The organism is Nocardia sp. NPDC003269 (genome assembly GCF_042888005.1).
Taxonomy (GTDB): Bacteria; Actinomycetota; Actinomycetes; order Mycobacteriales; family Mycobacteriaceae; genus Nocardia.
Genome location: NZ_JBIAPA010000001.1, coordinates 1 through 26,233, shown reverse-complemented (window position 1 = coordinate 26,233; position 26,233 = coordinate 1). Strand labels below are relative to the sequence as shown.

Genomic DNA, 26,233 nt, shown 5'->3' with positions numbered 1-26,233 from the left:
CTGGGCTCTCGTGCAAACGGTGCTCAGAGTCGACCTCGTCGGCCACAGCCTGACCGAGGCGGTACGTAAGGCGCGATTCCCTGTCGACGAACCACTGGACGAGTCGGGGCGAGACGCGCTGCGCGCGTATTCGGTGCCCGACGGCGCGCAGGTGCGGACCGGGCCGGAACGCCGGGCCAGGGAGACCGCCGAGGCGCTGGGCGTGGTCGGCGAGCTGGACGCGCGATTACGGGATCTCGACGCGGGGTCGTGGCGCGGGACCGAGATGAGCGGGCTGGCACAGGATCAGCTGTTCGCGTGGCTCACCGACCCCGAATTCCGGGGACACGGTGGCGAATCGGTGACCGATCTGGTGGAGCGGGCGCGGTTCTGGCTGGCCGAGATCGCCTCGGCGGGCCGTGACACGGTGGCGGTGACCCATCCGGCGGTGGTCAGGGCGGTGCTGCTGGTGGTGCTCGACGCGCCGTCGAAGTCGTTCTGGCGCATGGATGTTCCGCCCGCCAGCGTCACCCGGCTGCACTATCGCGGCAACTGGACCCTGCGCCTGGGCGGTTCGTAGAAACGGCGAAAGCCCCGGAGTCGAAACTCCGGGGCTTTCGTCTAGTAGCGGGAACAGGATTTGAACCTGCGACCTCTGGGTTATGAGCCCAGCGAGCTACCGAGCTGCTCCATCCCGCGTCGTAAACACCACTGTACACGGCGCGGCGTGGATGACGAAATCGGTTTCTGATCAGCCGAAATGTATCCCCTGGGCCAGTGGCAGCTCGGCCGAGTAGTTGATGGTGTTGGTGGCCCTGCGCATGTAGGCCTTCCACGAGTCGGAGCCGGATTCGCGTCCGCCACCGGTCTGCTTCTCGCCGCCGAACGCGCCACCGATCTCCGCGCCCGAGGTGCCGATGTTGACATTGGCGATGCCGCAGTCCGACCCGGCCAGGAAGCGCTCGGCCTCGCGCTGGTCGAGTGTGAAGATCGACGAGGAAAGTCCCTGTGGCACATCGTTGTTGAGGGCGATCGCGTCGTCGATGTCGTCGTAGACGAGGACGTAGAGAATCGGCGCGAAGGTCTCCTCGCGCACCAGCTCGGTCTGCGCGGGCATGCGCACGATCGCGGGGCGCACGTAGTAGGCGTCCGGCCCGACCAGCTCGACCCGCGCACCGCCGCAGACGATCTCGCCGCCGGTGTCCTCGGCCTGCAACAGCGCCTTCTGCATCGAGATGAACGCGCGCTCGTTGATCAGCGGGCCGACCAGCACGCCGTCGTCGAGCGGATTGCCGACGCGCAGCTGGGCGTACGCGGCGGTGAGCCGGTCGACCAGCTGATCGACGACGGACCGGTGCGCGATCACCCGGCGCAGGGTGGTGCACCGCTGACCCGCCGTGCCCGCCGCCGAGAAGACGATCCCGCGCACCGCCAGCTCCAGATCCGCACTGGGCGCGACGATCGCGGCATTGTTGCCGCCCAGTTCCAGCAGGCAGCGGCCGAACCTGGCGGCCACGCGCGGGGCGACGGTGGCGCCCATCCGCACCGAGCCGGTGGCGCTGAGCAGCGCGACCCGCGGGTCGTCGACCAGGGCCTCGCCGACCGCCGCGTCGCCCTGGATCAATTGGTGCACTTCGGGATCGGCGCCGACGTCGACGGCGGCGCGGCGCAGCAGGGTGTGGCAGGCCAGCGCCGTGAGCGGGGTGGTCTCCGAGGGCTTCCACACCACGGTGTCGCCGCAGACCAGCGCGATCGCGGTGTTCCACGCCCATACCGCGACCGGGAAGTTGAACGCCGAGATCACTCCTACAACGCCGAGCGGGTGCCAGGTCTCCATCAGCCGGTGGCCCGGCCGCTCCGAGGGCATGGTGGCGCCGTAGAGCTGGCGGGAGAGCCCGATCGCGAACTCGCAGACGTCGATCATCTCCTGCACTTCGCCCAGCGCCTCCGGCCCGATCTTGCCCGCCTCCAGGGTGACCAGTTCGGCGAGTTCGCCCTGGTGGGCGACCAGCAGCTGGGCCAGTCTGCGCACCAGCGCCGCCCGCGCGGGCGCGGGCACCGTGCGCCAGTTCAGGAACGCGGTGGCCGCCCGTTCGATCGCGGCGTCGACGCCGTCGGTGGTGTCGGCGGTGAGCTGCGGCAGGGCGCCGCCGGAGATGGGGGTGCGGGCGCGCAGGTCACCTGACTCGGGTAAGTCGGCGCCGAGTCCGTGCAGCAGCGCCCTGGCCCGCAGTGCCAGCTGCTCGGAGAAGTGCTCGGTCACGGTGTCGGTCATCGCTGCTCACCTTCTGCTGTTTGGTAGGGCTCACGGAAAAGTTCGGTGGAATTCGGTGGGGGAACAGAAAGAAGTTTTCCGCGCGCAACCCCCGTGCTGCGTTAGCCTTCGCTGATGGCGGATACACCGGCTAGACCCCAGCTCGACGACATCGACCGACTATTGATCAAAGAACTGATGAGCGATGGTCGCGCCACGTTGTCGAACCTGGCGGAGAAGGCCAGCCTCTCGGTCTCGGCAGTGCAGTCTCGGGTGCGCAGGCTCGAAGCGCGCGGAGTGATCCGCGGGTACGCGGCGCACGTCGATCCCGAAGCGCTCGGGCACCTGCTGTCGGCGTTCGTCGCGATCACTCCTCTCGACCCGTCCCAGCCCGATGACGCGCCCGCATTGTTGCAGCACATCCCCGGCATCGAGGCGTGCCACTCGGTGGCGGGCGAGGAGAGCTACGTCCTGCTGGTCCGGGTGGCCTCCCCGCGGCACCTGGAACAGCTGCTGCAGGAGATCAGGGCCACCGCGAATGTGCGGACGCGCAGCACCATCATCCTGCAGACATTCTACGACAGGTAACGATTCCTCGTAATTGTTCCGCGATTCCGTAGAGGTTCCGTAAATATTTGCGTACCCTCGGTTTTGTGACCATCGAACTGGAGCGCCCCGGCGCGGCGGTCACCCCCGCCAACCGGGTCCACGAAATCCTGTCCTCGCACATCCTCGCGGACGGCTTCGACCTTGTGCTCGACCTGCACAAGTCGCACGGCCGGACACTGATCGACGAACGAGACGGCACCGCCTACCTCGACATGTTCGGCTTCTTCGCCTCCAACGCGCTCGGGATGAACCATCCCGCGCTCGCGGCGGACGAACGCTTCCGTGCCGAGCTGGCCACCGCCGCGCTGAACAAACCGAGCAACTCCGACATGTACACCGTGGAGATGGCCCGCTTCGTCGAGGCCTTCGTCCGCGTCGTCGGTGACCCCCGCCTGCCGCACCTGTTCTTCGTCGACGGTGGCGCGCTGGCGGTGGAGAACGCGCTCAAGGTCGCGTTCGACTGGAAGAGCAGGCACAACGAGTCGCACGGCCGGTCACCGGAACTCGGTACCAAGGTGCTGCACCTGACCGGCGCCTTCCACGGCCGCAGCGGCTACACGATGTCGCTGACCAACACCGACCCGGTCAAGACCGCGCGGTTCCCGAAGTTCGACTGGCCACGCATCGACACACCGCACACCTTCGCGGGCCCGGACATCGCCGCGCTGGAGGCCACCGCCATCGCGCAGGCCGCCCAGGCCTTCGCCGACCATCCGCACGACATCGCCTGCTTCATCGCCGAGCCGATCCAGGGCGAGGGTGGCGACCGGCACCTGCGGCCGCAGTTCCTCGGCGCCATGCAGCGCCTGTGCCACGACAACGACGCGCTGTTCGTTCTCGACGAGGTGCAGACCGGGGTCGGGATGACCGGAACCACCTGGGCCTACCAGCAATTGGGGGTCGAGCCCGATGTCGTCGCCTTCGGCAAGAAGACCCAGGTGTGCGGCATCATGGCGGGCGGTCGCGTCGACGAGGTGCCCGACAACGTCTTCCGGGTGAGCTCGCGGCTGAACTCCACCTGGGGCGGCAACCTCACCGACATGGTGCGCACCCGGCGCATTCTCGAAGTGCTGGAACGGGATCGGCTGATCGCGAAGTCGGTGCCGCTGGGCGCCTACCTGCTCGACCAGCTCGGCCAGCTCGCCGCCGCGCACCCGGACAAGGTGAGCGAACCGCGCGGGCGCGGCCTGATGTGCGCGATCACGCTGGCCACCCCGGACCTGCGGGACCGGGTGGTGACGGCGCTACGCGAACGTCAGCACGTGCTGCTGCTCGGCACCGGGACCAGCGGCATCCGGTTCCGGCCGCCGCTGACGGTCACCGAGGAGGAACTGGAGCGGGCGGTCGACGCGCTGGACGCGGTGCTGATGCGAGAGCAGCTGTAGCGCAACGGGTGCCGCCCATAGCCGGTTCACCGTGTGTCGACCGACGACGCACCGGGGCTGTGGGCGGCACACTGTCCGAATTGCTAGATTTTCGCTGGGCTTGCTTCTAGGCTTCCCTTCCATGTCATTCGGGCTTCATCCCGGCGTGGAACGGTGCAGCGCGTGAACCGCCGAACCGAGCGAATCGGACAAATTGCTGCCGCCTTGCTGCTCGCCGTGACCGCGGGCTGTTCCAACAGCGAGGCCGTGACGGTCGAGACGCCCGTCGCGCCGCCCACCTCGACCACCACGCCGACCGCGATGCCGCCGCACATGACCGACCTGCTGCCCGGCATGCCGCCGCCGCTGTCCCCGGTCGACATCTACGCCGCCAACCGGGAACTGAGCCCGTCGGTCGCCGATCATCGGCCGCTGGTCTACGTGCCCAACAGCAAGTCCAACACCGTGACGGTGATCGACCAGAACACCTTCCAGGTGCTCGACACGTTCTCCTCCGGCGGCGCCGAGCCGCAGCACGTGGTGCCGTCGTACGACCTGCAGACGCTCTACGCCACCAACGATCTGCCGATCGGCGGCGGCAGCCTGTTGCCGATCGACCCGCGCACCGGAGCGCCCGCGGGCCCGGCGTTCCCGGTCCGCGATCCCTACAACATGTATTACACGCCCGACGGGCAGTTCGCCCTCGTCGTCGCGGAGGCGGACAAGTCGCTGGACTTCTACGATCCGGTGACCTGGCGGAAGCTGCACGCGCTCGCGGTGCCCGACTGCGCGGGCGTCGACCACATGGACTTCACCGCCGACGGCCGCTTCGCCGTGGCCAGCTGCGAATTCATCGGGCGGATGGCGGTTTTCGACGTCGCGCAACGCACCCTGATCAAGATGATCGACTTGCCGGGCGGACGCGGCGGCATGCCGCAGGACGTGAAGCTCTCGCCCGACGGGCACGTCTTCTTCGTCGCCGACATGATGGCCGACGGCATCTACACGATCGACGCGCACACCTTCGAGAACACCGGCTTCATCCCCACCGGCAAAGGGACACACGGGCTCTACATCACCCGCGACTCGCGGCAGATGCTGATCACCAACCGGCACGAGGGCAGCATCTCGGTGTGGGATTTCGGCACCAACGGGCTGGTGCACAAGTGGTTCATCCCCGGCGGCGGCAGTCCCGACATGGGCAATATCTCCGCCGACGGGCGGGTGTTCTGGGTGTCGGGGCGGCACAACAACGAGGTGTACGCGGTCGACATCGCGAACTGGACGCTGTTGGCGCGCATCCCCGTCGACCACGGGCCGCACGGGTTGACGGTGTGGCCGCAGCCGGGGCGCTACTCCACCGGGCACACGGGGGTCATGCGGTAGCGCGCGTCAGGCGGGGACGGCGGTCAGCCCCAACGCGCCCGCGACGAACCGGTGGACCGAGGCCAGGCCCGCCGCCAGCGCCTCGTCCTCGCCGGGGCGGGCCCAGCCGGTGACGGAGGCGGTGTCGCCGGGGCCGGGCGTCACGCCGATCTCGGCGACCAGCTCGGCGGTCGTCGGGACGCAGACGGCCCAGGAGAAGTGGGTTTCGTCGGCCCACTGCGCGGAACGGGTGGCCACGTAGCCGGGATCGGTGATGCCACCGTCGGCCAGGGCGGGGCGGTCGTCGATGCGCTCGTCGGCCCGCAGGGCGCGCAGGTACCAGGCGCCCGCGTTGATCTCGATCGGTTCCACTCCGGCAGCGTACTGCGACGGCTACCGGTAGTAGGGCGTGGCCTGCACCCAGTGGAATCCGCGTGCGACGGCCGGGAACCGGTCCAGGTCGACCTGATCCAGCCGCATCCGGACCGGACGACCGCCGAGCGTGCCCTCCAGAATCAGCTGACCGGGCTGTGCGTGGGTGTAATCGAACGTCGCGAGCTTCCACTGGTGCGCGGTGTCGCGCGACAGCGTGATGGTGCGCTGATCGGTGTCGATCCGGGCGGGGAAGGAGACGATCGAATCGTCGAGCCGCTGCGCGGTCATGCCCTGCGGGATATCGAAGATGATGCGGCGGAAGCGTTCGGTGGCGCTGGGTGGCTTGCCCTCGGTGGGTGCGCGGAAGTCGACGAGCGCCGGGACCTGCTCGCCCGCGATCGAGTACTCGGTGACGTCCCAGATGCCGTAGAGCGGGGACTTCGGGCGGGCACTGCCGTAGGTGTGCCAGCCGTCGTAGGCCTCGACGGTCGTGGCGACCAGCAGCCACAACCCCAGCAGCACCTGGGCTCCCACCAGGAGCCGGTCGCCGCGCGGCGGAGTCCGCGCGGGGACGTCGTGTCCGAGCAGCGCCCGCACGATCCGGACGATCTCGGGGGCGGCCAGCACCATCGCGTACAGCAGAATCTGCAGGGCGAACAGCTTCACCGGCACATCGAAGGTGAGGTTCACCAGCACCACCTGCAGGGCGACGAGCACCGCGAGCACGGACCCGAGCCCCGCGGTCAGCGGCACGATCAGCAGCAGGCCGGCGGTGACCTCGGCGGCGCCGAGCGCGATTTCGTAGGGTTCGGACAGCGCGGACTGCGCCCACAGCACCGCCATCGGGCTCATGTACCCGTACGGTTCGACCAGTCGCTCCAGATTGAACGACATCTGGGTCGGCAGGATCTTGATCATCCCGTACAGCAGCAGCGCGCTGACCAGGGCGAAGCGCAGCAGGAGCCGGAACAGGACGACCAGGCGCACGTAGTGCGTGCGGCGGCGGTCGAACACCGACCAGACGGCGGTGACCGGCACCGCGACCACGATCATGGTGAACGCGGCCAGCCATTTGGCGGCGGTGTCGCCGCTACCGGTGACGGTGTAGTCGATCCGGACGTCGAAGATGGTCGTGCCGAGCCACTCGGTGAGCGGGTACAGCGTCGTCCACTTGTCGATCGCGGTCACGGTCTCCAGTGACAGGCCCAGCGTGCGCAGCAGCGCGTGCAGCAGCCACGTCCCCGCCATCCCGAGGCCGACGGACACGAATCCGAACCGGAACAGGATGCGGGTGGCCGGGTGCCATCGGATCGTTTCCGGCGCGGGGCCGGGACCGGTGACCTCGGACTCCGGTCGAGTCAACACCTCTGTACGCACCCATCACTCCTCCGTCGGCCGTCGTGCCGGTGAAACGCTAGGGGAGCGTGGGGAACTGGGGAATCCGGAAATGTTGGTGCCCCGACAACTCGGGGGCGGGGTCAGGCCAGCCGGGGTTGGGCGCCGAGTAGGGAGTGGACGGCGGTGCGGCCGATGTCGAGGGCGCGGGTGAGCAGGTCGGTGTCGCGGGCCGCGCTGTCGATGGCGGGGGAGTCGGCGGGCGGGTGGACCTGGAGGACCCGGTCGCCGAGGCCGGCGAGGAAGTCGTCCTCGACGGCCTGCTGGCCGGGGCGCTGCGACCACGCGCGGAAGGCGCCCGGGGCGATGGCGCGCATGTAGCCGCCGCCGACGATGCGGTGCAGCAGCGGCGCGGGCGGGCGGACCTCGTCGGTGCGGCGGGTGCGCAGCACCAGCGCGTGCGTGGTGCCCGCGGCGACGGCGCTGCGGATCGGGACGGTCTCGGACAGGCCGCCGTCGAAGTAGCTGCGGCCGCCGAGGTCGACGGGGGGACCCGCCAGCAGGGGCAGGCCCGCGGAGGCCCGTAGCGCGGTCATCAGGGTGGTTTTGTCGACGATGTGTGGTCCGAGGTCCACCGACTGCCCGGTATGGACGTCGGTGGCGATCGGGTGGAACGTGGTGGGGTTGGCCAGGATGGCCGGGAAGTCCATCGGCTCGATGCCGTCGTAGACCTGGTGCACCAGGTAGCGCAGGTCGAACACCGGGCGGCCGCGGAAGATCCGGACCGGGTCGACCACGCGGCGCATGATCGTCGAATCGGTCCAGGACCGCATGCCCGTCGCCGCGCGCCCGCACAGCAGCCACGCGCCGTTGATCGCGCCCGCCGAGGTGCCGTACACGGCGTCGAACACCGCGGACAGGCCGAGCTCCTCGAGCGCCTGCACCATGCCGCTGGAGTAGACCCCGCGGCTGCCGCCGCCCTCGATCACCAGCGCGAGGCGATGGCCGTCGTCCCTGGTCCCGGCGTGTCTGCGGGACTGGATCACCTCGGCGACCGTGGCCGGACCCGGTGCCGCCGAGGGGTCCTGATCGATACGCGCAGTGCTGGTCACCCGATCCACGATACGACAGGTGCCCGGGGTCCGGCCTGGTCCGAAACTCGATCTTCGCCGCCCGTTCACCCGGATCGCGGTGCTCGTTCCCGCGGTGCCGGAAACGACGACGGGCGCCGGTCGTGATCGACCGGCGCCCGTCTCCGACTGCCTGCTTACTTGATTTCCGCCAGGACGGTGCCCTGGGTGATCGCGGCGCCCGCCTCGACGGCCAGGCCGGTGACCACGCCCGCCTTGTGCGCGTTGACCGGGTTCTCCATCTTCATGGCCTCGAGCACCACGATCAGGTCGCCCGCCTCGACGGTCTGGCCCTCTTCGACCGCGACCTTGACGACGGTGCCCTGCATGGGCGCGGTGACCGCGTCACCGGAGGCCGCACCGGCACCCGCGCCGCCACGCTTGCGCGCCTTCGGCTTCTTGCGGATGACACCGGCACCGTTACCGGCCGAACCGGCGGCGCCACCACCGAGGGTGAACTGACCGGGCAGCGACACCTCGACGCGACGGCCACCGACCTCGACGACGACCTTCTGCCGGGGCAGATCCTCGTCCTCGTCGTCGGCGGGAGCGCCGGCCGTGAACGGCTCGACGGTGTTCTTCCACTCGGTCTCGATCCACTTGGTGTAGACCTCGAACTTCTCGCCGTCACCGACGAAGGCCGGGTCCTCGACGATCGCGCGGTGGAACGGGATGACCGTCGCCAGGCCGTCGACCTCGAACTCGGCCAGCGCGCGGCGGGCGCGCTGCAGGGCCTGGTCGCGGTTCTCGCCGGTGACGATCAGCTTGGCCAGCATCGAGTCGAACTGACCGCCGATGACGCTGCCCTCGACGACGCCGGAGTCCACGCGCACACCGGGGCCGGTGGGCTCGCGGTAGACGCTGACCGGGCCGGGGGCGGGCAGGAAGCCGCGACCGGCGTCCTCACCGTTGATCCGGAACTCGAAGGAGTGGCCACGCGGGGTGGGGTCTTCCTTGATCGAGAGCTCTTCGCCGTTGGCGATCGCGAACTGCTGACGCACCAGGTCGATGCCCGCGGTCTCCTCGGTGACCGGGTGCTCGACCTGCAGGCGGGTGTTCACCTCGAGGAAGGACACGGTCTCGCCCTGCACCAGGTACTCCACGGTGCCTGCGCCGTAGTAGCCCGCCTCGCGGCAGATGCGCTTGGCCGAGTCGTGGATCTTGGCGCGGACGTCGTCGGACAGGAACGGCGCGGGCGCCTCCTCGACGAGCTTCTGGAAGCGACGCTGCAGCGAGCAGTCGCGGGTACCGGCGACGACCACGTTGCCGTGCTGGTCGGCGATGACCTGGGCCTCGACGTGGCGGGCCTTGTCCAGGTACTGCTCGACGAAGCACTCGCCGCGGCCGAAGGCGGCGATGGCCTCACGGGTCGCCGACTCGAACAGCTCGGGGATCTCCTCGATGGTGTGGGCGACCTTCATGCCGCGGCCACCGCCACCGAAGGCGGCCTTGATGGCCACCGGGACGCCGAACTCCTTGGCGAACGCGACGACCTCGTCGGCGTTCTTGACCGGGTCCTTGGTGCCCGCGGCCATCGGCGCGTTGGCGCGCTCGGCGATGTGGCGCGCGGTGACCTTGTCGCCCAGGTCGCGGATGGACTGCGGCGAGGGGCCGATCCAGATGAGCCCGGCGTCGAGGACGGCCTGGGCGAAGTCGGCGTTCTCGGAGAGGAAGCCGTATCCCGGGTGGATGGCGTCGGCGCCGGACTTGGCGGCGGCGTCGAGGATCTTGTCGAACACGAGGTACGACTCGGCCGAGGTCTGACCGCCGAGGGCGAACGCCTCGTCGGCGAGCTTTACGAAGGGAGCGTCGGCATCGGGCTCGGCGTACACCGCGACGCTGGTGATCCCCGCGTCCTTGGCAGCCCGGATCACGCGGACCGCGATCTCGCCGCGGTTAGCTACGAGTACCTTCGTGATCCGTGCGCTGGCATGGCTGGGCACTGAGCCTCCTGTGTGCAATCTTTGGTCGCTTCGGGGGACGGGTCGCCGTGTAGGCCCCGTGCCCGGTATCGACAACTTTCGTCTCGGGCGAGTGTAGGCAGTCTGCCAATTGGACCCGAACTCGGCTAGCCCTACTGTCGAGTAGGTCGCAGGTCACAGTACTCGGCGCGCTGTGATGTGAACACGTTTCAATTGATCCGGTTCGCGCTGCCCGGTTCGAGGCCCCGGCTGATCGGCAGCCGCACCGAATTGCCCCATTCGATCCAGGAGCCGTCGTAATTGCGCACGGACCTGCGGCCGAGCAGGAAGGTCAGGACGAACCAGGTGTGGCTGGACCGCTCGCCGACCCGGCTGTAGACGACCAGATCCTCGGCGGGCAGCGCGCCGTAGATCTCGTCCAGCTCGCTCCTGGACCGGAACCGGCCGTCGGTGGCGCAGGCGTGCGCCCACGGAATGTTCACCGCGGTCGGCACGTGTCCGCCGCGCAGCGTCGCGTACTCCTGGTCGAGCGGCTTGTCCTCGTTCTCGCCCGAGTACTCCTGGGCCGAGCGCACGTCGACCAGCGGGCTGCCGAGGCGGGTCAGCACCTCCTCGCGGAACGCGCGGGCGGCGGTGTCGTCGCGCTCGACGTCGGGATAGTCGCTGGGCGCCGGGTAGGGCAGGTCGAAGGTGGTGTCGCGTTCCTCGGAGATCCAGGCGTCGCGGCCGCCGTCGAGCAGGCGGACGTCCTCGTGGCCGAAGAGGGTGAAGATCCAGGCGGTGTGCGCGGCCTGCGCGTTGTCGCGGTCGCCGTAGATCACGATGGTGTCGTCGCGCCGGATGCCCTTGGCGCGCATCAGCTCGGTGAACCGGGCGCCGTCGATGTAATCGCGGGTGACCGGGTCGCTCAGGTCGCCACGCCAATCGATTTTGACCGCGCCGGGCACATGGCCGATGTCATAGAGGAGGATGTCATCGTTCGACTCGATGATCTTCAAACCGGGTACACCGATGTTTGCGGACAGCCATTCTGTGGTTACCAATCGGTGCGGGACTGCGTAGGAACCGAAGGCGGGGTGCGGATCCGGGGCGACGGGCACGGTGTGGTCCTTCACGCGAGAGTATGGGCGGGTGCGACAGTGTGCTGGGGTCGTAGCCGATGGTATGTCTGTGTTGGCACATCACGAATCGACACAATGGTCGAATAAAGCGCAGAGCTGTCCGATAAAGTCTCTGGAGAGGAGGGGTGAGCTATGTCCGATTCTTGGCCGCGACGGCGACTGCTCGCGATCCTACGTGGCGCCACCGAGCCCCTCGACGCCCAGGAACTGGCCAGAATCACCGGACAGCATGTCACCACCGTCCGATTCCATCTCGATGTCCTCACCCGCGAATCCCTCGTCCGGCAGTTCCAGCAGCCGCCCCGCGGCCGTGGCCGTCCCCGCATCGGGTACCGCGCCGTGCAGCGCTCGGTGGGCTATCAGGAGCTCGCGCAGGTCCTCGCCGACCATCTCGGCCCCGATCCCGTCACCCGCTCGGCCGCCGCGGTAGCCGCCGGTCGCGCCTGGGGTGCCCGGATGGACATCGGCACGCACCCGGTGGAGACGCTGGCCGACGCCAGGGACATCACCATGTCGCTGATGTCGGAACTCGGCTTCGCGCCGGAGAAGGACCCGGTCGGCGAGACGGCCGAGCACGTGCAGATCAACCTCACCGCCTGCCCGCTGCGGGAACTGGCCCGCTCGCACGCCGAAGTGGTGTGCGGGGTGCACATGGGGCTCATGCGGGAGGTGCTCGAGCGCAACGGCGCGCGCGGACGGGTCGACGTGCAGCTGCACCCGTTCGTCGAGCCGGAACTGTGCACGGCCCGCCTGGAACTCACCCTCGGCGCGGAGAACTCCGCGCCGGAGCGGGCCGCCGGACCGGTCGCGACCGGGGAGCAGCCGGTGATCGCGCCGTCAGGCCCGCGCGTCCCGCCACAGCTGCGTGACACCGACGCCGACGTCTTCGAGCAGCCTGCGCAACAGCGGTAGGCCGATCCCGATCACGCTGGACGGATCGCCCTCGATCCGGTCGACGAACCAGCCGCCCAGCCCGTCGAGGGTGAACGCCCCCGCGACCTGCAGCGGCTCGCCCGTGGCGATGTAGGCGTCGAGCTCGTCGGGAGCAGGCTTGGCGAAATGCACCGTGGTGCTGCTGCACTCCGCCGACTCGGCGACGACGGCGCCGTCCCGCAGCCGCAGCACGCAGTGCCCGGTGATCAGATCGGCGCTGCGACCGGCCATGCCGGCCCAGCGGGCACGCGCCACCTCGGGCGTGTGCGGTTTGCCCTGCAGCTGCCCGTCGACGAGCAGCATGGAATCGCAGCCGACAACGACACAGTCGGCGGCGAGTTCGGGAATCGACGCGGCGACGTCGACCGCCTTGGCGCGAGCCAGGGCGACGACGACGTCGTGCGAGGAGGTGTCAGGGGGCAGCGCGGCCGAGACCGCGTCCTCGTCGACGCCCGAGACGCGTACGACGGGATCGATACCCGCCGTACGCAGGATCCCGAGGCGGGCCGGGGACGCGGAGGCCAGAACCAGCCGGGTCACCGGTGCATCAGCGCAGGTGCGACAGCAGCGGGTACGCGTACGGCGAGAACGGGGACGTGCCCCGGTGCATCAGCGTCGCCCTGCCCCAGTTGTCGGTCGGACCGGTCGCGCCGCCCGCGGGGGCGTTCGCGGCCGCCGCGCTCAGCACGGCGACCAGCGCCGCGATGTCCTCATCGGTCGGCGAGCCCTTCACGATGCGGAACATCGGCTCACCGAGGCTCTCCGCGGGCTCGACGGCAACCGCGCTTGCGGACAGTTCGACCTCGTCGACGAGTGGTTCGACGGCGAGCTCGAGCTCGGCGGCGGTCAACACGTCTTCTTCTGCCACAGTTGTCACAGTGCCAGATCCTTCCTGCCTCGTCCGGGAGATCTTCCCCGGTGGCGAAGCTGTGGTACTCCGATGTCCTACAGCGCGGTAGACGCGATCATTCCCGGTAGGGACGCGACGATCAATAGTTGCGTCATAGCAACAAGTGTGCGCGGCCTACCGGGGATATCGCGCTTTCAGAGCGGAATGTTGCCGTGTTTCTTCGGCGGCAGGGTCACCATCTTGCGCTCGAGCAGTCGCAGCGCCGACACGATCTGGCCACGGGTGTGCGAGGGCGGGATGACCGCGTCGACGTAACCGCGCTCGGCCGCCACGTACGGGTTCACGAGGGTGTCCTCGTACTCGTTCTGCAGCTCGAGGCGCAGAGCGTCCACGTCGGCGCCGTTCTTGGCGGCCTCGGACAGCTGCTTGCGGTAGACGAAGCCGACGGCGCCGGAGGCACCCATGACGGCGATCTGCGCGGTCGGCCACGCCAGGTTCACATCGGCGCCCATGTGCTTGGAACCCATGACGTCGTAGGCGCCGCCGTAGGCCTTGCGGGTGATGATCGTGATCTTGCCCACAGTGGCCTCACCGTAGGCATAGAGCAGCTTCGCGCCGCGCCGGATGATGCCGTTGTACTCCTGGCCGGTGCCGGGCAGGAAGCCGGGGACGTCGACCAGGGTGATGATCGGGATGTTGAAGGCGTCGCAGGTGCGCACGAAGCGCGCGGCCTTCTCCGAGGCGTCGATGTCGAGGCAGCCGGCGAACTGGGTCGGCTGGTTGGCGACGATGCCGACGCTGCGGCCGTCGACGCGACCGAAGCCGCAGATGATGTTCATCGCGCGCTCGGCCTGGACCTCGAGGAACTCGTCGTCGTCGAGCAGCCGGGTGATGACCTCGTGCATGTCGTACGGCTGGTTCGGCGAGTCCGGGATGATCGTGTCGAGCTCGAGGTCCTCGTCGGTGAGCGAGTCCTCGATCGCGCCGTTGATCGGGTCGCTCGGCGCGTGCCGCGGCGCCTCGGCGCGGTTGTTGCTCGGCAGGTAGCTGAGCAGGTCCTTGACGTAGTCGAGGGCGTCCTGCTCGCCGGAGGCCACGTAGTGGGCGACGCCGGACTTGGTCATGTGGGTGTGCGCGCCACCCAGGTCCTCCATGGTGACCTCTTCACCGGTGACGGTCTTGATCACGTCGGGACCGGTGACGAACATCTGCGAGGTCTGGTCGACCATCACCACGAAGTCGGTGAGCGCGGGGGAGTACACGTGGCCACCGGCGGCGGGGCCCATGATCAGCGAGATCTGCGGGATCACGCCGGAGGCCTGCACGTTGCGGTGGAAGATCTCGCCGTAGAGGCCCAGGGAGACGACGCCCTCCTGGATGCGCGCGCCCGCGCCCTCGTTGATGCCGACCAGCGGGCGGCCGGTCTTGATGGCCAGGTCCATGACCTTGACGATCTTCTCGCCGTACACCTCGCCGAGCGAGCCACCGAACACGGTGACGTCCTGCGAGAACAGGCACACGTCGCGGCCGTCGATGGTGCCGTAACCGGTCACCACGCCGTCGCCGAGCGGGCGGTTGTTCTCCAGGCCGAAGTTCACGCTGCGGTGCTTGGCGAGGGCGTCGAGCTCGACGAAGGAGCCCTCGTCGACCAGGGCGAGGATGCGCTCGCGGGCGGTCATCTTGCCCTTGGCGTGCACCTTGTCGACCGCGGCCTCACCCATCGGGTGTTGCGCTTCTTCCAGCCGATTCCGCAGGTCAGCCAGCTTCCCGGCGGTCGTGTGGATATCGGGGGTGCCCGCCGAATCCGATGCGGGCTGCTGCTGGACACTCGTCATGGGTTGCGAGTGTAACGAGTGACACCACGTCGCACTACGGCAGTCTCGCCTACCGGCCAGTACAGAAACCCCAGCTAGGTACGGTCACAATGTTGCCCCTACGCGGCCGAGTAGCGTTCCCGGAATGAACAGGGCACCGATCGACGCGCCACGTCTGCGCAGCTCTCTCGCCACCCCGGCACCGGCGTTCTACGACCGGATCGACGTGGTCGAATCGACCGGATCGACCAATGCCGACTTGGTGGCCCGTGCCGCGGATCCGGCCGTCGACCGGCAGGCGCTGCTGGCCGAGGAGCAGGTGCGCGGCCGCGGCAGGCACGCCCGCACCTGGGTGAGCCCGCCGCGCGCGCAGATCTCGCTGTCGATCCTGGTCCGCCTGCCCGGCATCGACCCCGGCGCGCTGGGCTGGCTGCCCCTGCTGACCGGGATCGCGGTCGTCGACGCGGTGCGCGGCACGGCCGGAGTCGCGCCGGAACTGAAGTGGCCCAACGACGTTCTGCTCGACGGCCGCAAGCTCTCCGGCATCCTGGCCGAGGTGGCCGCGACCGGCGTCGCGCCCGCCGTGGTGGTCGGGATCGGTCTCAATGTCGACCTCGACGAGGCGGAACTGCCTGTCCCGCACGCGACGTCGCTGCGGCTGGCCGGTGCCGCGAACCTCGACCGGACCGCGCTGGTCGCGGCGATCCTCACCGAGTTCGCCCGCCGCTTCACCGCGTGGGAGCGGGCCGGGTGGGCGAGCGACGAGCTCGCGGCGGCCTATCGGGAGCGCTGCGCCACCCTCGGCGTCGAAGTACGGGCCGAGCTGCCCGGCGGCAAGACCGTCACCGGGGTCGCGACCGGCATCGACGACACCGGCCGGCTGCTGATCGGCGCCGAGGCGGTGTCCGCGGGCGACGTGAGCCACCTGCGCGGCCAGTACTGAGGTGAGCGGTCCCGGCGGGCCGGGACCGCTCGGCCCCGATCAGCGCGCGGCGACGCTCGCGTTGCGCTCGGCCACCTCGCGCTCGCGCGCCAGCAGCCGGTCGCGCTGCTCCTCGAAGCGCAGCACGTCCTTCTCCAGCTTGTCGATGAACTGCGCCAGATCGTCGCGCGCCGCCTCGCCCGCCGCGCCGAAATCGGTGCGGTCGAAGATGTTCCACTGCTTGAGCACCGGCTGGACGACCTCGTCGAGGTGCTGGCGCAGGTCGTAGATGCCGTGCTTGGCCATCAGCACGCCGTTGCGCCGCCAGTTCGGCATGCCGGCGCCGGGCATCTGGAAGTTGGTGAGCACCTTGGTGATCGCGGGCATCGCCTGATCGGGGACCAGGTCCAGGGCCGCGCCGCAGAGGTTGCGGTAGAAGATCATGTGCAGGTTCTCGTCGGTGGCGACGCGGGCCAGCATGCGGTCGGCGACCGGGTCGTCGCAGACGCGGCCGGTGTTGCGGTGGCTGACCCGGGTGGCCAGCTCCTGGAAGGTCACGTACGCGACGTTGACCAGGAACCCGCCCCAGTTGTCCGGCGCGTGCGCGCCCTGGGTCATGTGGATCATCCTGGCCTCTTCCAGGGCGACCGGGTCGACGCCGCGGGTGACGACCAGATAGTCGCGGATCACGATGCCGTGCCGGTTCTCCTCGGCGGTCCAGCGACCGACCCAGGTGCCCCAGGCGCCGTCCTGGGAGAAGTTCTCGGCGATCTCCCGGTGGTAGGACGGCAGATTGTCCTCGGTGAGCAGATTGGTGATCATCGCCGCCTTGGCGACGTCGGAGAGCCTGGATTGTTCCGGCTCCCAATCGATTCCGCCCATCGCGGCGAAATTGCGGCCTTCCTCCCACGGGACGTAATCGTGCGGATTCCAGTCCTTGGCGATCGAGAGGTGCCGGTTGAGATTCTGTTCGGCCACCGGTTCCAGGGCCGTCAGGATTTCGAGCTGAGTCAGAGCTTTGGTCACGCGTGCCTCCACTGTCGGGTGTCGAGCAAGCAGATATGGGCAAAACCTGGCATCTAGCGTGGAAGCCACAGTATCGCCTCGGCCGTGGCATCGGGAAATGCGGCGTCCCAACGGGGTATCGTTCGGCCATGGGGTACCCGGAGGACGTTCTCGCGCCCGACGAACAGCTGATCCTGCACCGCCATCCGCACTGGAAGATGCTGGTGTGGCCGGTCGTCACACTCATCGCCGGAACCGCTGTCGCAGGCTTCCTCGGCGGCCTCGCCTGGCGCAACACCGAGGGGCACGTGCGCACCGTGTTGCTGCTGCTCATCGGGCTGATCTGGCTCGGGTTGATCCTGTGGCGCTGCGTCGGCAAGGTGATCGCCTGGAAGTCCACCCATTTCATCATCACCGACCGCCGGGTGCTGGTCCGCCAGGGCGTGCTCACCCACACCGGCATCGATATCCCGCTCAGCCGCATCTCCAGCGTGCAGTTCCAGCACGGGGTGTTCGACCGGATGCTCGGTACCGGCACGCTGATCATCGGCTCGTCATCGGAGGAACCGCTCGAATACGACGACATCCCCCAGGTGCAGCAGGTGCACGCGCTGCTCTACCACGAGGTCTTCGAGGCGGGCAGCAGCCGCCGTGACCAGACCTGGGGCGGTTATCGGTGAGCTCCCGGCCCACCGGGACCGGTATCCGTAATCTGAGCACATGACCGCCGTACTGCTCGCCGAAGACGATGAGGCGATCGCCGCGCCGCTGTCCCGGGCCCTCGGCCGCGAGGGCTACACCGTCACCGTCGAACGGTTCGGTCCCGCGGTGCTGCGCCGCGCCCTCGAGGGCGATCACGACCTGCTGATCCTCGACCTCGGCCTGCCCGGCATGGACGGGCTCGAGGTGTGCAGGCAGGTCAGGGCCAGCGGCGCCGATCTGGCGGTGCTCATGCTCACCGCGCGGACCGACGAGGTCGACTTCGTCGTCGGGCTGGACGCGGGTGCCGACGACTACGTCGGCAAGCCGTTCCGGCTGGCCGAGCTGCTGGCCCGGGTGCGCGCCCTGCTGCGCCGCAGCGGCATCGGTGACGACGCGGTGGAGGTCGGCGGGATCCGGCTCGAACCGGCCGCGCGCCGGGTGCTGGTCAACGGCGCCGAGGTGAACCTGGCCAACAAGGAGTACGAGCTGCTCAAGGTGCTCATCGACCGGGCCGGGCAGGTGGTGCCGCGCGAGACCATCCTGCGCGAGGTCTGGGGCGACGCCGACCTGCGCGGCTCCAAGACCCTGGACATGCACATGTCCTGGTTGCGCCGCAAGATCGGCGACGAGGGCCCGATGGCCGAGCGTCGCATCGTCACGGTGCGCGGTGTCGGGTTCCGGCTCAACACCGACGGGCCGTCGAGCGCGGGCCGAGGCTGATCAGGGCCGTGCGCCGCCGCATCCTGCGCTCGATCCTGACCGTGCTGACCATCACCACGGTGGTGCTCGGCGTTCCGCTGATCTACACGGCCTGGCTCTGGGTCGAGGACATCACCCGCAACGACCTGCAGAGCCGCCTGGACCGGGTGGCCGCCGAGGTGATCGCCCAGGAGCGTGGCGACGGCACCGTGCACGACGGTCTGGACGTGCGCGCCATGCGAGCGCTGGTGCCCGAGGGCGGCAAACTGACGATCGTCTACCCGACGCCGCTCGACAATGCCGCGCGCACCGATATCGGTGTCGACCACGTCGACGATCCGCTCGTCGAGTCGCTGTCGATGGGCACCTCCGGGTCGCTGCGGCTCGAGGTCCCCGCCGGGCCCATGCACGCCCGGCAGGAGCAGGCGGTCGCCGCGGTCGCGCTGGCCGTGCTCGCCTCGCTCGGCGCCGCGTTCTCGGTCGCGGTGGTGACCGCGCGCCGGGTCGCCGACCCGCTGCGCGACGTGGCCGCCCGCGCCGCCCGGCTGGCCATGGGCGATTTCCGCCCCGACCCGCGCAGGCACGGCATCGCCGAGCTGGACCGCGTCTCCGACGTGCTCGATTCGGCGACCGTCGAGATCGCGGGCAGGCTGCAACGCGAACACGCGCTGGTCGCCGACGTCTCCCATCAGCTGCGCAGCCGCCTGACCGCGGTGCGCCTGCGCCTGGACGAGCTGTCCACCCACGCCGACCCCGAGGTAGTACACGAGGCCGAGGAGGCGATGGCGCAGGTCGACCGGCTCACCGAGGCCATCGACGACCTGGTCCGGGCCTCCCGCGACGAGGACGCCGCCGACCGCGATCCGGTCCCGGTGATGGCCGAGCTGCGCGGGGTCATGGCCGAATGGGCGCACCCGTTCACCGAGGAGGGCCGCGAACTGCGCCTGATCGGCGACGAGTCCCTGCGTGCCCCGATCACCGGCTCCCGGCTGCGCGAGGCCGTCGCGGTGCTCGTCGACAACGCCCTGATGCACGGCGGCGGCACCTGCACGGTGTCGGTGCGCACGGTGCCGACGATGAGTTCGCGTGATCCGCTGATCTGCGTGGAGGTGGCCGACGAGGGCGAGGGCGTGCGCGACGAGCTCGCGCCGCACATCTTCGACCGCGGCTTCTCGGCCGGTGGCTCGACCGGTGTCGGCCTGGCGCTGGCGCGGGCACTGGTGGAGGCCGACGGTGGCCGGCTGGAACTCCAGCGTCGCCGCCCGGCCCTGTTCGCGGTGTTCCTCGGCTCGAAGGTCAACCGGTCGCCGAACGCGACCCTCACCGAGCCGCGCTGACTCAGCTGCGGCCGAGCGGTTCCTGTTCCTCTTCGATGAGGTCCTCGAGCTCGGCGACGATCTCGTTCATCTCGTCCGGGAAGACCCAGCGGCGCATCGCCCAGAATCGGAACGCCATCTGCAGCAGGTTGCCGATGATGAACGCGCTGACGAAGTCGGCGACGTTCTCGACCAGGAAACTCACATCGGGCTGGCGCAGATCGAGGACGTAACTCGAGATCCACAGGGGAATGTTGCTCAGGATGACGCCGATGCCGCTGACACCGAAGAACAGCAACGCCTCGTGATGCTTCTCTCGGCCGCCGCGATTCTTGAACGACCATTCCCGGTTGAGAATGTAGGACGCGATCACTGCCACGACCCCGGAGATGATCTTGGCGGTGACCGGTTTCTCGGCCAGAACCGTCCATTTCAGGAGGTAGAACAGGCCGCTGTCGATCACGAACGTGGTGGCACCGACGATGGCGAACTTGATCAGCTCTTGATGCCGGAACGCTAGCTCGCGCAGGCGCGGGGGAAGGACGCTGACCACGTCGTCGACGATTGACACGAGTTCCGAGTGTACCGGTAGCAAAGATTCGCTTTCGACATGACAACATTGCACGACGTGAGTGCACGTTCGTTCGATCCGTCTGCCATGCCCACCGTCACGATGGTCGGTGGTGGCCAGCTCGCGCGCATGACGCATCAGGCCGCCGTCGCCCTCGGCCAGCGTCTCCGGGTGCTCGCCGAGCGCCCAGAGGACCCTGCCGCGCAGGTGACCCCCGATGTCGTCCTCGGCAGCCACGACGATCTGTCCGCCTTGCGCAAGGCCGCGGTCGGGTCGCACGCGCTGACCTTCGATCACGAGCACGTGCCGACGGCACACCTCGAGATCCTGGTCGCCGAGGGCGTCAACGTGGCCCCGCCGCCGCAGGCGCTGATCTTCGCCCAGGACAAGCTGGCCATGCGGACCAAGCTGTCCGAGCTCGGGCTACCGGTGCCCGCGTTCACCGAGGTCACCGCGCCCGCCGACGCGATCGCCTTCGGTGACGAGCACGGCTGGCCGTTCGTCCTCAAGGCCGTGCGCGGCGGCTACGACGGCCGTGGCGTGTGGATGCCCGCCGACGCGGCCGAGGCCGAGCGGCTGGTCACCGACCAGCTCGCGCACGGCGTGCAATTGCTCGCCGAGGCGAAGGTCGACCTGAAGCGGGAGCTGTCGGCGATGGTCGCGCGGTCGCCGTTCGGTCAGGCCGCGACCTGGCCGGTGGTGGAGACCGTGCAGCGCAACGGTCAGTGCGCCGTCGTGATCGCGCCCGCCCCCGACCTGCCCGAGGACCTGGGCGCCCAGGCCGAGACGATGGCGCTGGAGCTGGCCGCCGGCCTCGGCGTCGTCGGCGTGATGGCCGTCGAGCTGTTCGAGACCCATGACGGCGCGCTGCTCGTCAACGAGCTCGCGATGCGTCCGCACAACTCCGGCCACTGGGGCATGGACGGCGCCCGCACCGGCCAGTTCGAGCAGCACCTGCGCGCGGTCCTGGACTACCCGCTCGGCGACACCACCCCGCTCGCCCCGGTGACGGTGATGGCCAACATCCTGGGCGCCCCCGAGGCGCCCGAGATGCCGATGGACGAGCGCCTGCACCACCTGTTCGCCCGCCTCCCGGAGGCGAAGGTCCACCTCTACGGCAAGGGCGAACGCCCCGACCGCAAGATCGGCCACATCAACATCCTCGGCGAGGATGTCACCGAGGTCCGCGAGAAGGCCGAACGCGCCGCCCACTGGATGTCACACGCCGTCTGGACCGACGGCTGGGACCCCCACGGCGCCTGACCGACAACACCGACCCCGACCCCACAACGTGACCACCACGTTTTCGGCGAGGTCACGAGGCCGAAAACCCGCGGCGCCAGCCGCCATGAACCCAGGAGCGCACGTGAGCAACATCGGTCCCCAGGTCGGCTTGATCATGGGCAGCGATTCCGACTGGCCGACGATGGAGGCCGCCGCCGAGGCGCTGGCCGAGTTCGGCATCCGGTTCGAGGTGGGCGTGGTGTCCGCGCACCGCACCCCGCAGCGCATGCTCGACTACGCGCGCGACGCCGCGGGCCGTGGCCTGCAGGTGATCATCGCGGGCGCGGGCGGCGCCGCCCATCTGCCCGGCATGGTCGCCTCGGCCACCGCGCTGCCGGTGATCGGCGTTCCGGTGCCGCTGAAGTATCTCGACGGCATGGACTCGCTGCTGTCGATCGTGCAGATGCCCGCGGGCGTCCCGGTCGCCACCGTCTCCATCGGCGGTGCCCGCAACGCCGGTCTGCTGGCCGTGCGCATCCTGGCCGCCCATGATCCCGCCCTGCGCGCCCGGATGGAGCGGTTCCAGGCGGGACTCGAGCAGATGGTCCTCGACAAGGACGAGGCGCTGCGCACCAAGCTGCTGGGCTAGCCCTGGCGGGCCGCGGTCAGCGCGGTCTCCGGGTTGGCCGCCGCGTAGCGCTTCGCCCAGGGGTAATCCGCCTTGCCGCTGGGCTGGCGCCGGATCTCGTCCACGATCCAGAAGGTGCGTGGCACTTTGTATCCCGCGATCTTGGTGCGAACGTGGGCGCCCAGGGCCGCCACATCGACCGTCGCGCCGGCGCGCGGCTGCACGAGGGCGGCCACCGCCGCGCCGAACCGCTCGTCCGGCACGCCGATGACCAGCGCGTCGACGATCTCGGGGGCCGACTTCAGCGCGCCCTCGACCTCCTCGGGGAACACCTTCTCCCCGCCGGTGTTGACGCATTCCGAACCGCGTCCCAGCAGGGTGACCATGCCGTCGGCCTCGTAGCGCGCGTAGTCGCCCGGCACGACATGGCGCACACCGTCGATCTCGACGAAGATCGTCGCGCTCTTTCCCGGGTCCTTGTAGTAGCCCAGCGGCACCGGACCGCTGCGGGCCATCCGGCCGACGGCTCCGGGCACCGGGTCGACCGGGGCGCCGTCGTCGTCGATCAGCACGGCCTGCTTGCTGAAGCGCACGCGCGGCCCCGCCGAATGATCGGTGTCCGCGCTCAGCTGGCCGATCCCGGTCAGCCCGCTCTCCGAGGCGCCAACGGTATCGGTGATGATCAGGGTGGGGAACGCCTCGACGTAGCGGGCCTTGAGCGACTGGGAGAACAGCGCCGCGCTGCTGTTCATGGTGAGCAGCGACGACACGTCGTAGTCGCCCGCCAGGTAGGCCTCCAGCAGCGGACGGGCCATCGCGTCGCCCGCGATCTGGAGCATGTGCACCCGGTGCCGCTCGATGGCGCGCCAGATGTCGTCGGGGTCGAACCGCGGCGCGAGCACGAGGGTGCCGCCGGAGTTCAAGGCGATGAACGCCGTCCACTGCGCCGCACCGTGGATCAGCGGCGCGACCGGCAGCCAGGTCATCACGTAGTCGGTGGCCGCGGCCTGGTTCGCGAATTGGTATTCGTCGGTGATGTACTCGCCGGTGAGGTGCTGGATGCCGCCGCCCTGTGCCCGCCAGACGTCCTCGTGGCGCCACATCACGCCCTTCGGATATCCGGTGGTGCCGCCCGTGTAGAGGACGTAGCGGTCCTCGGCGCCGCGTTCGCCGAAATCGCGGGCGGGCGAGTGGGCCGCCAGCGCGGCCTCGTATTCGACACCGCCGTAGCGGGCGTAGTCCGCGTCCGATCCGTCCTCGACGACGATCGCGTGCGCGAGCTTCGGGAGCCGGGGCGCGACCTCGGCGACGATGTCGGCGTATTCGCGCTCGTGGATCAGCGCGACCAGGTCGGCGTTGTCGGCGAGGTACCGGACCTCGTCGGCCACATAGCGATAGTTCACGTTCACGGGTACCGCGCGCAGTTTGAAGGCCGCGTACATGGCCTCCACCGCCTCGATCGAGTTCCGTGCGTACACGCCCACGTGGTCGTCCCTGCCGACGCCACGGGCCGCCAGGTGATGCGCCAAGCGGTTGGCTCGATCGTCCAGCTCCCGATAGGTGAGCCGGCGTTCGCCGCAGATGATCGCGGTGCGGTCGGGCACGGCGTCGACGGCGTGTTCGAAGAGGTCGGCGAGGTTGAAAGCCATGCAGCACAAGGTAGAACGAGTATCAGTTGTCGGCAATAGACCGCACTGGGAGCTGGGTTCACCCACTTGCGTTGCGACGGAACGTGTTCTACTGAGGTGCACCGACCGCGCCGGGGCGGGCACGGGCGCACCCGGTGACCATGGACCCGGCGGTTCCCTCCGCCGGAACAACCGGCGTCATCGGCCGTCGTGGCCGGTGACTACGGTGGTCGGGTGGCACACGACGATGCGGCGCAGTTCCGGCTCACGGTGGTGGATCAGGCGTTGCGGTTGTTCGCCGAGCGGGGGTACGAGGCGACGACGGTGGACGAGATCGCGGTGGCGGCGGGCATCTCCCGCCGGACCTTCTTCCGGCAGTTCCGGTCCAAGGAAGACGTGATCTTCGCCGATCACGAGTTCCAGCTGGCCCTGGCCGAGGAGTCGTTGCGCCGGGCCGAGGGCGACCCGTGGGAGGCGGTGTGCGAGGCCGTGATCGGGGTGTTCGAGCGGTTCACCCAGTGGCGCGATATCGCCGCGCGCCGGTATCAGGTGGTGCGGCGGGTGCCCGCGCTGCGCGAGCGCGAGATCGTGACGGTGTTCCGGTACGAGCGCCTGTTCACCGATTACCTGCGCGAGCAGCTGCCCGATGTGCCGGACCTGGTCCGGGTGCAGTTCACCGCCGCGGTGACCGCGACGCACAACTATCTGCTGCGCCGGATGGTGCGCGGCGAGTCCGCGGCCGCGGTCGCCGATCTGCGCACCGAACTGGCCATGATCCCGCGCGGCAGGCGGGAGCAGTCGCCGCGCGAGGAGCTGGTCGTCGCGGTCTTCCCGCGGGACATGCCGCCGCGCAAGGTGGCGGACCTGATCACCGCCCAGCTCGGTAACCTGTGAGCGCCGCTCCGGCGGCTACAGCTTGAGGTGACACTGAGTGCCACCGGTATATCCCCATGTGGGGGTAGAGTGCCGGGCGTATAATCAAGTCCGATTGGCACTCGGTGCCGATGCAGGACGCGCTGTCGACCGCAGCGATCACCACCACGACCAGGAGAGTGCCCGATGGCGGGAAACCCGGATTTCAACCTGTTCCAGCTCGAGGACTTCCACGATGAGCTCCGTGGCGCCATCCGTGGCCTCGCCGAGAAGGAGATCGCGCCCTACGCCAAGGACGTCGACGGCAACGCCCGCTTCCCCGAGGAGGCGCTGACCGCCCTCAACGCCGCCGGCTTCAACGCCGTGCACGTGCCCGAGGCCTACGGCGGCCAGGGCGCCGACTCGGTCGCCACCTGCATCGTGATCGAGGAAGTCGCCCGCGTCTGTGGTTCGTCCTCGCTGATCCCCGCCGTCAACAAGCTCGGCACCATGGGCCTGATCCTCAACGGCTCCGAGGAGCTGAAGCAGAAGGTCCTCGCCGACCTGGTGGACGGCAAGATGGCCTCCTACGCGCTGTCCGAGCGGGAGGCCGGCTCCGACGCCGCCTCGATGCGCACCCGCGCCAAGGCCGACGGTGACGACTGGATCATCAACGGCTCCAAGTGCTGGATCACCAACGGTGGCAAGTCCGAGTGGTACACCGTGATGGCGGTGACCGACGCCGAGAAGGGTGCCAACGGCATCTCCTCGTTCATGGTCCACAAGGACGACGAGGGCTTCGTCGTCGGCCCGCTCGAGCACAAGCTGGGCATCAAGGGTTCGCCCACCGCCGAGCTGTACTTCGAGAACTGCCGCGTCCCCGGCGACCGCATCATCGGCGAGCCCGGCACCGGCTTCAAGACCGCGCTGCAGACCCTCGACCACACCCGCCCGACCATCGGCGCGCAGGCCGTCGGCCTGGCCCAGGGCGCGCTCGACGCCGCGATCGCCTACACCAAGGACCGCAAGCAGTTCGGCAAGACCATCGCCAGCTTCCAGAACACCGAGTTCATGCTGGCCGACATGGCGATGAAGATCGAGGCCGCCCGCCTGATGGTCTACACCTCGGCCGCCCGCGCCGAGCGTGGCGAGAAGAACCTCGGCTTCATCTCCGCCGCCGCCAAGTGCTTCGCCTCCGACGTGGCCATGGAGGTCACCACCAACGCCGTCCAGCTCTTCGGTGGCGCCGGCTACACCACCGACTTCCCGGTCGAGCGCATGATGCGTGACGCCAAGATCACCCAGATCTACGAGGGCACCAACCAGATCCAGCGTCTGGTGATGGCGCGCCAGATCCTGCGCTGATCGCGGCGCACCAGCGCGACACCCCCCGTGGGGGCCCCCGCCCCCCCCCCCCGGGCCCCCCCCGGGGGGGGGGGGGGGGGGGGGGCGGGGGGGGGGGGGGTGTGGGGGGGGGGGGGGGGGGGGGGGGGGGGGGGGGGGGGGCGCGGGGGGGGGGGGGGGCGCGGGGGGGGGGGGGCCGCGGGGGGGGGGGGGGGGGGGGGGGGCCCCGGGCGGGGGGGGGGGCGGCGGCAGGTCGGGGAGCTGACGCTGCTGCTGGCCCGGGCCGAGCGG

Annotated in this window: 25 protein-coding genes and 1 tRNA gene; 13 read left to right on the top strand and 13 right to left on the bottom strand. The window is 69.5% G+C overall.

The annotated features are described in order from the left end of the window. The first annotated feature begins 10 nt into the window (after window positions 1–10). Window positions 11–559: a histidine phosphatase family protein gene (locus tag ACFYWJ_RS00130; protein WP_387160407.1), complete on the top strand. Its 549-nt coding sequence runs from the start codon at window positions 11–13 to the stop codon at window positions 557–559. A 45-nt stretch (window positions 560–604) separates the two neighbouring features. On the opposite strand, the gene ACFYWJ_RS00125 is transcribed toward ACFYWJ_RS00130, so the two are convergent. Continuing rightward, window positions 605–678, bottom strand: a tRNA-Met gene (locus ACFYWJ_RS00125). Window positions 679–730: 52 nt separating this feature from the next. Beyond that, window positions 731–2,254: an aldehyde dehydrogenase family protein gene (locus ACFYWJ_RS00120; RefSeq protein ID WP_355271666.1), complete on the bottom strand. Its 1,524-nt coding sequence runs from the start codon at window positions 2,252–2,254 to the stop codon at window positions 731–733. Between the two features lie 114 nt (window positions 2,255–2,368). Between ACFYWJ_RS00120 and ACFYWJ_RS00115 the strand changes: the two genes are divergently transcribed. The 3 genes from ACFYWJ_RS00115 to ACFYWJ_RS00105 all read left to right on the top strand — a co-directional run bounded on the left by ACFYWJ_RS00115 (window position 2,369) and on the right by ACFYWJ_RS00105 (window position 5,592). Next, a complete protein-coding gene (locus ACFYWJ_RS00115; RefSeq protein WP_071926582.1) occupies window positions 2,369–2,821 on the top strand; it encodes an Lrp/AsnC family transcriptional regulator in 453 nt (150 codons plus the stop codon). A 65-nt stretch (window positions 2,822–2,886) separates the two neighbouring features. Beyond that, a complete protein-coding gene (gene lat / locus ACFYWJ_RS00110) occupies window positions 2,887–4,227 on the top strand; it encodes an L-lysine 6-transaminase (RefSeq protein WP_355271668.1) in 1,341 nt (446 codons plus the stop codon). Window positions 4,228–4,389: 162 nt separating this feature from the next. Further along, window positions 4,390–5,592, top strand: a complete 1,203-nt coding sequence (locus tag ACFYWJ_RS00105; protein ID WP_355271669.1) for a YncE family protein — start codon at window positions 4,390–4,392, stop codon at window positions 5,590–5,592. Window positions 5,593–5,598: 6 nt separating this feature from the next. Here the strand turns inward: ACFYWJ_RS00105 and ACFYWJ_RS00100 are convergent, their stop codons facing one another. The 5 genes from ACFYWJ_RS00100 to ACFYWJ_RS00080 form a co-directional block, all read right to left on the bottom strand. After that, window positions 5,599–5,943: a hypothetical protein gene (locus ACFYWJ_RS00100; protein ID WP_355271671.1), complete on the bottom strand. Its 345-nt coding sequence runs from the start codon at window positions 5,941–5,943 to the stop codon at window positions 5,599–5,601. 21 nt (window positions 5,944–5,964) lie between these two features. Further along, window positions 5,965–7,323, bottom strand: a complete 1,359-nt coding sequence (locus ACFYWJ_RS00095; protein WP_355271673.1) for a hypothetical protein — start codon at window positions 7,321–7,323, stop codon at window positions 5,965–5,967. Window positions 7,324–7,424: 101 nt separating this feature from the next. Then, window positions 7,425–8,393: a patatin family protein gene (locus ACFYWJ_RS00090; RefSeq protein WP_355271675.1), complete on the bottom strand. Its 969-nt coding sequence runs from the start codon at window positions 8,391–8,393 to the stop codon at window positions 7,425–7,427. 155 nt (window positions 8,394–8,548) lie between these two features. Then, window positions 8,549–10,354: an acetyl/propionyl/methylcrotonyl-CoA carboxylase subunit alpha gene (locus ACFYWJ_RS00085; protein WP_355271677.1), complete on the bottom strand. Its 1,806-nt coding sequence runs from the start codon at window positions 10,352–10,354 to the stop codon at window positions 8,549–8,551. Between the two features lie 188 nt (window positions 10,355–10,542). Then, window positions 10,543–11,433, bottom strand: coding sequence for a sulfurtransferase (locus tag ACFYWJ_RS00080; RefSeq protein WP_355271745.1), 891 nt, complete (start codon window positions 11,431–11,433; stop codon window positions 10,543–10,545). Window positions 11,434–11,586: 153 nt separating this feature from the next. Here ACFYWJ_RS00080 and ACFYWJ_RS00075 point away from each other — a divergent pair, with 153 nt between their 5' ends. Then, window positions 11,587–12,366, top strand: a complete 780-nt coding sequence (locus tag ACFYWJ_RS00075; protein WP_355271678.1) for a transcriptional regulator — start codon at window positions 11,587–11,589, stop codon at window positions 12,364–12,366. Here ACFYWJ_RS00075 and ACFYWJ_RS00070 read toward each other — a convergent pair. The 3 genes from ACFYWJ_RS00070 to ACFYWJ_RS00060 form a co-directional block, all read right to left on the bottom strand. Next, complete coding sequence (locus ACFYWJ_RS00070; protein WP_355271679.1) at window positions 12,292–12,927, bottom strand: nucleoside triphosphate pyrophosphatase; 636 nt, start codon at window positions 12,925–12,927, stop codon at window positions 12,292–12,294. The two genes, ACFYWJ_RS00075 and ACFYWJ_RS00070, sit on opposite strands and share 75 nt — an antisense overlap. A gap of 7 nt (window positions 12,928–12,934) precedes the next feature. Further along, window positions 12,935–13,264: an acyl-CoA carboxylase epsilon subunit gene (locus ACFYWJ_RS00065; protein WP_355271681.1), complete on the bottom strand. Its 330-nt coding sequence runs from the start codon at window positions 13,262–13,264 to the stop codon at window positions 12,935–12,937. Between the two features lie 167 nt (window positions 13,265–13,431). Further along, a complete protein-coding gene (locus ACFYWJ_RS00060; protein ID WP_355271683.1) occupies window positions 13,432–15,072 on the bottom strand; it encodes an acyl-CoA carboxylase subunit beta in 1,641 nt (546 codons plus the stop codon). A 124-nt stretch (window positions 15,073–15,196) separates the two neighbouring features. Between ACFYWJ_RS00060 and ACFYWJ_RS00055 the strand changes: the two genes are divergently transcribed. After that, on the top strand, window positions 15,197–15,994 hold the full coding sequence (locus tag ACFYWJ_RS00055; RefSeq protein ID WP_355271685.1) for a biotin--[acetyl-CoA-carboxylase] ligase: 798 nt from the start codon (window positions 15,197–15,199) through the stop codon (window positions 15,992–15,994). Between the two features lie 39 nt (window positions 15,995–16,033). Here ACFYWJ_RS00055 and ACFYWJ_RS00050 read toward each other — a convergent pair whose 3' ends face one another. Continuing rightward, window positions 16,034–16,999 carry an acyl-ACP desaturase gene (locus tag ACFYWJ_RS00050; RefSeq protein ID WP_355271687.1) on the bottom strand — a complete coding sequence of 322 codons (966 nt, stop codon included), beginning with the start codon at window positions 16,997–16,999 and terminating at the stop codon, window positions 16,034–16,036. Window positions 17,000–17,127: 128 nt separating this feature from the next. Between ACFYWJ_RS00050 and ACFYWJ_RS00045 the strand changes: the two genes are divergently transcribed. The 3 genes from ACFYWJ_RS00045 to ACFYWJ_RS00035 are packed head-to-tail and all read left to right on the top strand — an operon-like array spanning window position 17,128 to window position 19,716. Then, the gene (locus tag ACFYWJ_RS00045; RefSeq protein WP_355271689.1) at window positions 17,128–17,658 is read left to right on the top strand and encodes a PH domain-containing protein; all 531 of its coding nucleotides are present in this window, start codon (window positions 17,128–17,130) and stop codon (window positions 17,656–17,658) included. A 40-nt stretch (window positions 17,659–17,698) separates the two neighbouring features. Further along, a complete protein-coding gene (locus ACFYWJ_RS00040) occupies window positions 17,699–18,400 on the top strand; it encodes a response regulator transcription factor (protein ID WP_019045310.1) in 702 nt (233 codons plus the stop codon). A gap of 8 nt (window positions 18,401–18,408) precedes the next feature. Next, window positions 18,409–19,716 carry a HAMP domain-containing sensor histidine kinase gene (locus ACFYWJ_RS00035; RefSeq protein WP_355271691.1) on the top strand — a complete coding sequence of 436 codons (1,308 nt, stop codon included), beginning with the start codon at window positions 18,409–18,411 and terminating at the stop codon, window positions 19,714–19,716. 1 nt (window position 19,717) lies between these two features. On the opposite strand, the gene ACFYWJ_RS00030 is transcribed toward ACFYWJ_RS00035, so the two are convergent. Further along, complete coding sequence (locus tag ACFYWJ_RS00030; RefSeq protein ID WP_355271693.1) at window positions 19,718–20,266, bottom strand: GtrA family protein; 549 nt, start codon at window positions 20,264–20,266, stop codon at window positions 19,718–19,720. Between the two features lie 39 nt (window positions 20,267–20,305). Here ACFYWJ_RS00030 and ACFYWJ_RS00025 point away from each other — a divergent pair, with 39 nt between their 5' ends. Both ACFYWJ_RS00025 and purE read left to right on the top strand, forming a co-directional pair. Further along, complete coding sequence (locus ACFYWJ_RS00025; RefSeq protein ID WP_355271695.1) at window positions 20,306–21,529, top strand: 5-(carboxyamino)imidazole ribonucleotide synthase; 1,224 nt, start codon at window positions 20,306–20,308, stop codon at window positions 21,527–21,529. 103 nt (window positions 21,530–21,632) lie between these two features. Continuing rightward, the gene (gene purE / locus ACFYWJ_RS00020) at window positions 21,633–22,139 is read left to right on the top strand and encodes a 5-(carboxyamino)imidazole ribonucleotide mutase (RefSeq protein WP_378829974.1); all 507 of its coding nucleotides are present in this window, start codon (window positions 21,633–21,635) and stop codon (window positions 22,137–22,139) included. On the opposite strand, the gene ACFYWJ_RS00015 is transcribed toward purE, so the two are convergent. Then, window positions 22,136–23,767, bottom strand: coding sequence for an acyl-CoA synthetase (locus ACFYWJ_RS00015; RefSeq protein WP_355271699.1), 1,632 nt, complete (start codon window positions 23,765–23,767; stop codon window positions 22,136–22,138). The two genes, purE and ACFYWJ_RS00015, sit on opposite strands and share 4 nt — an antisense overlap. Before the next feature lie 213 nt (window positions 23,768–23,980). Between ACFYWJ_RS00015 and ACFYWJ_RS00010 the strand changes: the two genes are divergently transcribed. Continuing rightward, window positions 23,981–24,640, top strand: a complete 660-nt coding sequence (locus ACFYWJ_RS00010) for a TetR family transcriptional regulator (RefSeq protein ID WP_355271700.1) — start codon at window positions 23,981–23,983, stop codon at window positions 24,638–24,640. A gap of 165 nt (window positions 24,641–24,805) precedes the next feature. Continuing rightward, the gene (locus ACFYWJ_RS00005) at window positions 24,806–25,963 is read left to right on the top strand and encodes an acyl-CoA dehydrogenase (protein WP_355271701.1); all 1,158 of its coding nucleotides are present in this window, start codon (window positions 24,806–24,808) and stop codon (window positions 25,961–25,963) included. The last annotated feature ends 270 nt before the right edge of the window (window positions 25,964–26,233 follow it).